The organism is Mesorhizobium sp. M7A.F.Ca.CA.004.06.1.1, from assembly GCF_003999135.1.
In the GTDB taxonomy this organism is placed as follows: domain Bacteria; phylum Pseudomonadota; class Alphaproteobacteria; order Rhizobiales; family Rhizobiaceae; genus Mesorhizobium.
The window spans coordinates 1-8,412 of record NZ_RZPQ01000198.1 but is presented as its reverse complement, the minus strand read 5'-3'; the positions used below and the strand labels follow the sequence as shown (position 1 = coordinate 8,412).

The window sequence follows — 8,412 nt, the reverse complement described above, 5'->3', positions numbered from 1 at the left end:
CGGCCGCACCGGCCGCTCGCGTAGCGTATTGCGGTAGTCGGCGCCCCAGTCGGCGGCGCGGCGCGACCATTGCCGGAAATCATCGTTGTTCATCCTGTCCTCCCGACATGATCGACCGCCACCATCCATCGCGGCTGGTCTCTTTATTAATTAACGCGTGAAATAGACGCAACCGACAACGGATGCCGCACGCCTCAGCCCGGGAAATCCGGCAGGCTGGCAAAGGCCGTCTTCAGCGCATTCGACCAGCCGTCGGAGATCGTGCGGTAATACTGGTCGTCCTGGCCGATCCGCTTCTTCAATCCGACCTTGAAGGCGTCCTTCTCCAGGAACAGCAGGTCGAGCGGCAAGCCGACGGACAGGTTCGACTTCAACGTCGAATCGAACGACACCAAAAGCAGCTTCACCGTCTCGGCGAGGCTCATCGTCTTTTCGTAGGCGCGGATGATGATCGGCTTGCCGTATTTGGTCTCGCCGATCTGGAAAAACGGCGTGTCATCGGTCGATTCGATGAAATTGCCTTCGGGATAGATCATGAACAGGCGCGGCTCGCTGCCCTTGATCTGACCGCCGAGGATGAAGGACGCATTGAAATAGGAATCCGCCTTCTCGCCAGCGGATGACGAATTGGCGATGACCTCCTTGACCGTGTCGCCAACAATGCGGACCGTTTGGTACATCGACGGCGTTTCGAGCAGCGTGGAATGTCTTTCGGAGATCGCCTTGGTGCGCTCGTCGAGCAGGCTGACCACGGCCTGCGTCGTCGCCAGATTGCCCGCCGACATCAAAACGATGACGCGCTCGCCCGGCTCTTCCCAGACATGCATCTTGCGAAAGGTGGAGATGGAATCCATGCCTGCATTGGTACGCGTGTCCGACATGAACACGAGCCCGCGATCGATCTTCAGGCCAACGCAATAGGTCATGGAATCTCTTCTAGAGCAATTCCAGGAAAAGTGTGAAGCGGTTTTCCGTCCGGAATTGCGTTAAAACAAGGGGATAGAGCGGTTCGGCGTTTCCTTGAAACGATGAATCGCTCGGCAGCAATCTTGCGAGGATTACTGCTCCACCGTGACGGTGACCGCAAGCTGTTCTTCCGCCTGTCCCAGCCGAATTCCCGACACCGGCGTGGCGTCGCGGTAATCGCGGCCCGTTGCCACCTTTACATAACGCTCGTCGGGTGAAATGCCATTGGCGGCATCGAAGGCAACCCAGCCGAGACCCGAAACATGCGCCTCGGCCCAGGCATGGCTGGCCGCCTGCTCGACCGTGGCTTCCAGCATCAGATAGCCGCTGACATAGCGGGCCGGAAAGCCCATGGCACGCGCCGCGGCGGCAAAGATATGGGTATGATCCTGGCAGACCCCGGTTTTCAGCGCCAAGGCTTCCTCCGCCGGCGTCGTCGCACTGGTGGTGCCGGGCGTGTAGACAACGCGCTCGCCGATGACAGCCATCAGCCGGTGCAGCCTTTCGATGTCGCTGCCCTTGCCGACCGATGCGGCGAGTTCGCGGATACCGCTGCCGATCACCGTCAATGGCGTCTCATGGCTGTACAGCCAGAGCGGCGTAAAGCCCTGGTGCGGCCCCGAGACACCCGCGGTGTCGCGTGTCACCACTTCGCCTGATGCTTCCACCGTGATGAAGTCGCGCTCGCCCTCGACGCTTAGCAGCCTTGTGTCATTGCCGAAATGGTCGACAAAGCGAACTTCTTCGCGCGCGCCTTCGATGGTCAAGGCCCAGGACAGAACGGTCTGCGTCGACCCGCTGACCGGAAGCAGCCGCAGCCGCTGCAACAGATAGTGCACCGGCGCGTCGTAGCGGTATTCGGTCCGATGGGTGATCTTCAGCCGCATGCTTCTATTCCGTTTGTGAGCACGATCTCCGGACAAACGGTTTCATTTGTCTGAGAAAACCGGCTCCCACCTTTCGGGACCATGCTCAATTGAACCGATAATCTTGTGCGATCTCTTCGCCCAGTTTGGTGTTGTCGCGAATGAAATTGGCAAGGAATTCATGCAGGCCGGCGTCGAATATGCCCTTGATCGACCCGGCTCTCAGCATTGTCTGCGTCTTCTCGGCCGTTGCGTGGCAGGCATGGCGCTCGCCGTAATCGTCGCCGAGGAATTTCAGATGCTCCGACAGGAAGCGATAGCAGAACATCAGCGAGCGCGGCATGCGGACATTGAGGATCAGATAATCGGCAATGTTGGTCGGCTTGTAATCGGCGTCGTAGACCCAGCGATAGGAGCGATGCGCCGAGACCGAACGCAGGATCGATTCCCACTGATAATTGTCGAGCGTCGAGCCGACCCAGGAGATCGACGGCAGCAGCACATAATATTTCACGTCGAGGATGCGCGCCGTGTTGTCCGCGCGCTCGACATAAGTGCCGAGCTGCGAGAAGTCGAAGATCTCGTTGCGCAGCATGGTGCCGTAGAACGAGCCGCGGATCAGCGCCGTCTCGCGCTTGATGGCGTCGAGTACGCTGGGCAGGTCGCGCTCGTCGATCGGCTTGGCCAGCATCCGCTTCAGCGACATCCAGGCTTCGTTGATGCTTTCCCAGGTTTCGCGCGTCAGCGCGGTACGCACCATGCGGGCATTGTTGCGGGCCGTCTCGATCGACGCCATCGTGCTCGACGGGTTCGACGTGTCGCGCAACAGGAAGTCGGCGACGTTGGCCGCGGTATAGTCAGAATATTTCTGGCTGAAGGTGACGTCGGAACCGGCGCTGAGCAGCACCGAATTCCACTCTTCCGAGGCACTCTGGGTACGAGTCAGCGCCATGCGCAAACCGGCATCGACCAAGCGCGCCATGTTCTCCGCCCGCTCGATATAGCGATTCATCCAGTAAAGCCCGTTGGCGGTGCGGCCGAGAAGCATCATCGTGCCCCGATTTCGAGCGAATAGCGAATAGTGAGTAGCGAATAGGGGAAAATCAGCTTCATGATTTTTGTTGCAAACTCCTGATCATGGAACGTAGCATTTTCCCGATCTCATCGGCCTTGCTAAGCAAACGCACCACCTCTGCTTCAACCATCAACCCTACTTTTTCAGACAAGATCAGGTGTGTTTCCAACTCTTTGAGAGATCCCTGCGCCATGCGCAGAAATTGAATGAATGATCCCGTACTCTCCCGCCCATGCCCTTCGGCGATGTTTGCTGCAATTGATACGGAAGACCGCCGCATCTGAGAGGTCATCCCGTAGATTTCGCTGCTTGGAAAGGCTTTGGTTACCGAATAGCAATCCACCGCCAACTCGACGGCCGCTTTCCAAACAATTAGGTCCCTGTAAGAATTGATCGCCGTCTTGCTGCCCTCCTTCCCCTATTCGCTACTCACTATTCGCTATTCGCTTTAATCATCCAGCACCCAAGTATCTTTCGTCCCGCCGCCTTGCGAGGAATTCACGACCAGCGAGCCTTCCTTCAGCGCGACACGCGTGAGGCCGCCGGGCACGATCTGGATGCGATCGGAGACCAGCACATAAGGCCTGAGATCGACATGGCGCGGCGCCAGCCCCTTTTCCGTCAGGATCGGGCATGTCGACAGCGCCAGCGTCGGCTGGGCGATGTAATTCGAAGGTTTTGCCTGGAGTTTCTTGGCAAAGGTCTCGCATTCCTTCTTGGTCGCAGCCGGCCCGACCAGCATGCCGTAGCCGCCGGAACCATGGACTTCCTTGATCACCAGCTCGTCGATGTGCTCGAGCACGTATTTCAGGCTGTCGGGCTCCGAGCAGCGCCAGGTTGGGATGTTGCCCAGGATCGCCTTGCGGCCGGTGTAGAATTCGATGATCTCGGGCATGTAGGAATAGATCGCCTTGTCGTCGGCGATGCCGGTGCCCGGCGCATTGGCGATGGTGATGTTGCCGGCCCGATAGACATCCATGATGCCGGGTATGCCGAGTGCCGAATCCGGTCGGAAGGTCAGCGGATCGAGGAAGGAATCGTCCACGCGTCGGTAGAGCACATCGATCTGCTTGTAGCCTTCGGTCGTGCGCATCGCGACATGGCCGTCGACGACGCGCAGATCCTGGCCTTCGACCAGCTGCACGCCCATCTGGTCGGCGAGGAAGGCGTGTTCGAAATAGGCGGAGTTGAAGCTGCCGGGCGTCAGCACCGCAATGGTCGGCGCGCCCTTGGTGCTTTGCGGCCGCACCGCCGCCAGCGACTGGCGCAGAAGCTGCGGGTAGTTTTCCACCGGCCGTACCTTGATCTTCTGGAACAGCTCGGGGAACAGCTGCATCATCGTCTCGCGGTTCTCCAGCATGTAGGAGACGCCCGACGGTGTGCGCGCATTATCCTCCAGCACGTAGAATTCGTCCTCCGAGATGCGGACGATGTCGACGCCGATGATGTGGGTGTAGACGCCGGCCGGCGGCCTGACCCCGATCATCTCCGGCAGGAAGGCCTCGTTCCTGGCGATCAATTCCCTGGGGACGCGCCCTGCGCGCAGGATTTCCTGGCGGTGGTAGATGTCGTCGAGGAAGGCGTTTAGCGCCTGCACGCGCTGCTCGATGCCCTGCGTGAGGCGCCGCCATTCATTGCCTGAAATGATGCGTGGAACGATATCGAACGGGATCAGCCGCTCGGAAGCTTCCTGCTCGCCATAGACGGCGAAGGTGATGCCGGTCTTGCGGAAGACGCGTTCGGCGTCCTGCATCTTCTCGGTCAGCCTGGCCGGATCCTGCTCCTTCAGCCAGCGATCATAAGCCGAATACGGTCTTCTCAATCCGGAGATTTCCGGAAGCATTTCATCGAACGCTGCCAATCGCATACTCCCCTGTGACGCCATTTCACTGACGTCGCCGGAGAAAATCAAGCGCAATCGGTGATTTGGGAGATACGGGCGATCAGTATGTTGCGCCTGCCTAAAATTGAGGCAGGTGAAATATGACCTTGATCAGCCTTTGCCTCGTGCCCGGGCAAATGCGTTTCCAGGCTAGAAAGCGCGAAACGTGACGACGGTGAACGTGTCCTTGATGCCGGGGAGAATCTGCACCTTCTCATTGACGAAATGGCCGACGTCTTCCTCGTCGTCGACGTAGAATTTGGCGAGCAGATCGTAATTGCCGGCGGTGGAGTAGATTTCCGAGGCGATCTCGGCATCGGCAAGCGCGCTGGCAACCTCATAGGATTTGCCGAGCTCGCATTTGATCTGCACGAAAAACGCCTTCATGGCTTCGTCCCGCTAAACGTCCAAGTCCAGCGGCCCTTCTGGCAGACTGGAGGCGGGCTTTCAAGCGCTGGAATGAATGCTCAGCCGGCTCGGGCCTAGGCTACCGCCTGCTGCAACTCCGCCACTGGCGTGGAACTTGTCACCGATCGCCAGTGAATATTCGCAATCGCTGAAACCGCGATGCGCTGCCAAGCGTATGTTATGATGTGTCTTCGGACAGCAGCATTTCGAGGGAAGATATTTCGCGGGATAACGGAGACAGGCCATGCGCCGCGCCTTTTTCGCAATCGCAGTCGTTCCATTCCTCTTCGCGTCGTCGGTATTGGCCGGCGATGCCGAGATCAAGGCGGGCCAGTCCGTCATCGACAGTCAGCTAAAGGCCCTCATCGCCAATGACGGCGCCACCGCCTACAGCTTCGCCGCCCCGAATGTGAAGCGGATCTTCCCGACCGTCGATGCCTTCATGAACATGGTGACCAACGGCTATCCGCCGGTGCGCAAGCCGCGGACCTATTCCTTCGGCAAGGTCGAGGAGACCGCTCCGGGTTCGATCGTCCAGCAGGTGCTGATCGTCGGCCCCGACGGCAAGGATTACGAGGCGGTCTACACGTTGCAGCAACAGCCCGATGGCACGTTCCAGATCACCGGCTGCAGCCTGCGCGCCTCGAATTCGCTCAGCACTTGAGGCCTCACAGCAACGGGATATCGCCCCTCGCCCAGCCCTCGGTGATTTCCGCGCCGCGCGCCTCGAAGGCGCCGGTCTCGATCGCAGCGCGGATGTCCTGCATCAGCTTTTGATAGTAAGAAAGGTTGTTCCAGGTCAAAAGCATAGCACCGAGCGCTTCTTGCGAGCGCACCAGATGATGCAGATAGGCGCGTGAGTAGTCCCGGGCGGCCGGGCAGTCGCTTTCCTCGTCGAGCGGCCGTGGATCGTCGGCATGGCGGGCGTTGCGCAGATTGACCTTGCCGCGCCTTGTATAGGCAAGGCCGTGGCGGCCGGCCCGTGTCGGCATCACGCAGTCGAACATGTCGATGCCGCGCGCCACCGATTTCAGGATATCGTCGGGCGTGCCGACACCCATCAGATAGCGCGGCTTGTCCGCTGGCAGTTCCGGGCAGGTGATGTCGAGCATCTCGAGCATCACCGCTTGCGGTTCGCCGACGGCCAGGCCGCCGACCGCATAGCCCTTCAGCTCCATCGCGCTCAGCGCCTGCGCCGAGCGCTCCCGCAGCGCCGCGTTGTCGCCGCCTTGCACGATGCCGAACATCGCCTTGCCCGGCTGATCGCCGAACGCCGTCTTGCAGCGCTCGGCCCAACGCAACGACAGCTCCATGGCGCGCTCGATTTCCTTCATCTCGGCCGGCAGCGCCGTGCATTCGTCAAGCTGCATCTGGATATCGGAATCGAGCAATCCCTGGATCTCTATCGAACGCTCCGGCGACATCTCGTAGGCGGCGCCATCGATATGCGAGCGGAAGGTGACGCCCTTTTCGGTCAGCTTTCTCAGCTTCGACAGCGACATCACCTGGAAACCGCCGCTGTCGGTCAGGATAGGATGCGGCCAGCGGGCGAATTCATGCAAACCGCCGAGCCGCGCCACACGCTCGGCGCCGGGCCGCAGCATCAGATGATAGGTGTTGCCCAGGATGATGTCGGCGCCGACACCGCGCACCTGGTCCATATACATGGCCTTGACGGTGCCGCCGGTGCCGACCGGCATGAAGGCCGGCGTGCGGATTTCGCCGCGCGGCATGTCGATCACGCCGCGTCGCGCCTTGCCGTCGGTTGCCAGAACCTTGAAGCTGAACGGCTTAGCCATTGAATTCCTTGTCGTGGATCGGGGCGTCCGGCGCCTGATTGTCGAGCGACTGGCGGTAGTGGATGCAGCCGCGCATGGCGGAATCGAGGTGCTGGCGAATGCCGGCGCGCAGCTTTTTCAATTCCGCATTCAGCGCATAGCGGTCAAAGGCTTGCAGATCATCGTCCATCGCTCGTCTCCGCTCGGAAAAGCAGGCTTGCGTCGCCATAGGAATAGAATCTGTAACGGTTCTCGATCGCATGGGCATAGGCCGCACGCATCGTGTCGAGGCCGCTGAAGGCCGAGACAAGCATGAACAGCGTCGAGCGCGGCAGATGGAAATTGGTCATCAGCACGTCGGCGGTGCGAAAACGGTAGCCGGGCGTGATGAAGATATCGGTCGGACCGGACCACGCAGCCAGAGTACCGTCCTCACGCGCCGCACTCTCCAGCAGTCGCAGCGAGGTCGTGCCGACGGCAACGACGCGCCCGCCTCTTGCTCTTGCAGCATTCAGGGCGTCCGCAGTAGCTTCGCTGACCGAACCGGTCTCGGCATGCATCTTGTGGTCGGCGGTGTCGTCGGCCTTCACCGGCAGGAACGTACCGGCGCCGACATGCAAGGTGACGAAGCGGCGTTCGATGCCCTTGCTGTCAAGCGCTGCAAAAAGCTCCGGCGTGAAATGCAGGCCCGCTGTCGGAGCCGCGACGGCGCCTTCCTCGCTTGCATAGATGGTCTGGTAGTCGGCCCGGTCGCGTTCGTCGTCGTCGCGTTTCGAGGCGATGTAGGGCGGCAGCGGAATGTGGCCGACCGCGTGCAGCGCCTCGTCGAGGAACGGCCCCGACAGATCGAAGCCAAGCAGCGCTTCGCCGCCCTCGCCTTTCTCGATCACCGTGGCGTCGAGCTGACCGAGCAAACAGGAATTGCCGTCATGGCCGAAATGGATGCGGTCGCCGGCGGCAATGCGCTTGCCCGGCCGCATGAAGGCCAGCCAGCGGTCCGGCGCCATGCGCATATGCAGCGTGGCTTCGACCTGCGCTGTCACTTCGCCTCGCCTCCGGATGCCTTTGAGCTGCGCTGGAATGACCTTGGTGTCGTTGAACACCAGCACGTCGCCGGCCCTGAGCAAGGACGGCAGGTCGCCAACCCTGCGGTCGTCGAACCCTTCGCCGGGTTTGACCACCAGCATCTTGGCGCTGTCGCGCGGCTCCGCCGGACGAAGCGCGATGCGCTCCTCCGGCAAGTCGAAGTCAAAGAGATCGACGCGCATCAGTAGAGCCGGACGAGCAGCGCTCCGGCCAGCAGCAGCACCGCGCCGGCAACGCGGCCGAGCGAGATTTCACGCACCGCGACGCCGAGGAAGCCGACGCGATCGATGAGCATGCCGGCCAGTTGCTGGCCGGTGACCAGAAACGCCATCAGCGCGGCCGCACCTATGC

Annotated in this window: 11 protein-coding genes; 1 reads left to right on the top strand and 10 read right to left on the bottom strand. The window is 60.9% G+C overall.

Going from position 1 to position 8,412, the window contains the following annotated elements; all coding sequences use genetic code 11:
• Positions 1-194: 194 nt before the first annotated feature.
• The 6 genes from EN906_RS14315 to EN906_RS14290 all read right to left on the bottom strand — a co-directional run bounded on the left by EN906_RS14315 (position 195) and on the right by EN906_RS14290 (position 5,176).
• Complete coding sequence (locus EN906_RS14315; RefSeq protein ID WP_127271775.1) at positions 195-926, bottom strand: peptidase; 732 nt, start codon at positions 924-926, stop codon at positions 195-197.
• Between the two features lie 132 nt (positions 927-1,058).
• Positions 1,059-1,853 carry a transglutaminase family protein gene (locus EN906_RS14310; protein WP_127273300.1) on the bottom strand — a complete coding sequence of 265 codons (795 nt, stop codon included), beginning with the start codon at positions 1,851-1,853 and terminating at the stop codon, positions 1,059-1,061.
• A gap of 85 nt (positions 1,854-1,938) precedes the next feature.
• Positions 1,939-2,880 (bottom strand): alpha-E domain-containing protein, encoded by a 942-nt coding sequence (locus tag EN906_RS14305; RefSeq protein ID WP_027036710.1) that lies wholly within the window; start codon positions 2,878-2,880, stop codon positions 1,939-1,941.
• A gap of 61 nt (positions 2,881-2,941) precedes the next feature.
• Positions 2,942-3,301 (bottom strand): four helix bundle protein, encoded by a 360-nt coding sequence (locus EN906_RS14300; RefSeq protein WP_127270768.1) that lies wholly within the window; start codon positions 3,299-3,301, stop codon positions 2,942-2,944.
• Between the two features lie 54 nt (positions 3,302-3,355).
• On the bottom strand, positions 3,356-4,768 hold the full coding sequence (locus EN906_RS14295; RefSeq protein WP_164749460.1) for a circularly permuted type 2 ATP-grasp protein: 1,413 nt from the start codon (positions 4,766-4,768) through the stop codon (positions 3,356-3,358).
• A gap of 171 nt (positions 4,769-4,939) precedes the next feature.
• Positions 4,940-5,176, bottom strand: coding sequence for an Lrp/AsnC family transcriptional regulator (locus tag EN906_RS14290; protein ID WP_010909609.1), 237 nt, complete (start codon positions 5,174-5,176; stop codon positions 4,940-4,942).
• Between the two features lie 265 nt (positions 5,177-5,441).
• Here EN906_RS14290 and EN906_RS14285 point away from each other — a divergent pair, with 265 nt between their 5' ends.
• Positions 5,442-5,861 (top strand): DUF4864 domain-containing protein, encoded by a 420-nt coding sequence (locus EN906_RS14285; protein ID WP_127269463.1) that lies wholly within the window; start codon positions 5,442-5,444, stop codon positions 5,859-5,861.
• Between the two features lie 4 nt (positions 5,862-5,865).
• Here EN906_RS14285 and tgt read toward each other — a convergent pair whose 3' ends face one another.
• From tgt to EN906_RS14270, 4 genes are all read right to left on the bottom strand, one after another.
• Positions 5,866-6,996 (bottom strand): tRNA guanosine(34) transglycosylase Tgt, encoded by a 1,131-nt coding sequence (gene tgt / locus EN906_RS14280; protein ID WP_127269464.1) that lies wholly within the window; start codon positions 6,994-6,996, stop codon positions 5,866-5,868.
• Positions 6,989-7,165, bottom strand: a complete 177-nt coding sequence (locus EN906_RS37285; protein ID WP_164749036.1) for a hypothetical protein — start codon at positions 7,163-7,165, stop codon at positions 6,989-6,991. Before EN906_RS37285 ends, tgt begins: the two co-directional genes overlap by 8 nt.
• Positions 7,155-8,243, bottom strand: a complete 1,089-nt coding sequence (queA, locus tag EN906_RS14275; protein WP_127269465.1) for a tRNA preQ1(34) S-adenosylmethionine ribosyltransferase-isomerase QueA — start codon at positions 8,241-8,243, stop codon at positions 7,155-7,157. Before queA ends, EN906_RS37285 begins: the two co-directional genes overlap by 11 nt.
• On the bottom strand, positions 8,243-8,412 hold a 170-nt coding region (locus EN906_RS14270), incomplete at its 5' end, for a DMT family transporter (RefSeq protein ID WP_206529088.1). The genes queA and EN906_RS14270, both read right to left, overlap by 1 nt.

Bases quoted from the DNA above. Each gene is read 5' to 3' on its own strand.
- EN906_RS14290 (WP_010909609.1), bottom strand. From the start codon at position 5,176: ATGAAGGCGTTTTTCGTGCAGATCAAATGCGAGCTCGGCAAATCCTAT.
- EN906_RS14285 (WP_127269463.1), top strand. From the start codon at position 5,442: ATGCGCCGCGCCTTTTTCGCAATCGCAGTCGTTCCATTCCTCTTCGCG.
- EN906_RS14310 (WP_127273300.1), bottom strand. From the start codon at position 1,853: ATGCGGCTGAAGATCACCCATCGGACCGAATACCGCTACGACGCGCCG.
- queA (WP_127269465.1), bottom strand. From the start codon at position 8,243: ATGCGCGTCGATCTCTTTGACTTCGACTTGCCGGAGGAGCGCATCGCG.
- tgt (WP_127269464.1), bottom strand. From the start codon at position 6,996: ATGGCTAAGCCGTTCAGCTTCAAGGTTCTGGCAACCGACGGCAAGGCG.
- EN906_RS37285 (WP_164749036.1), bottom strand. From the start codon at position 7,165: ATGGACGATGATCTGCAAGCCTTTGACCGCTATGCGCTGAATGCGGAA.
- EN906_RS14315 (WP_127271775.1), bottom strand. From the start codon at position 926: ATGACCTATTGCGTTGGCCTGAAGATCGATCGCGGGCTCGTGTTCATG.
- EN906_RS14305 (WP_027036710.1), bottom strand. From the start codon at position 2,880: ATGCTTCTCGGCCGCACCGCCAACGGGCTTTACTGGATGAATCGCTAT.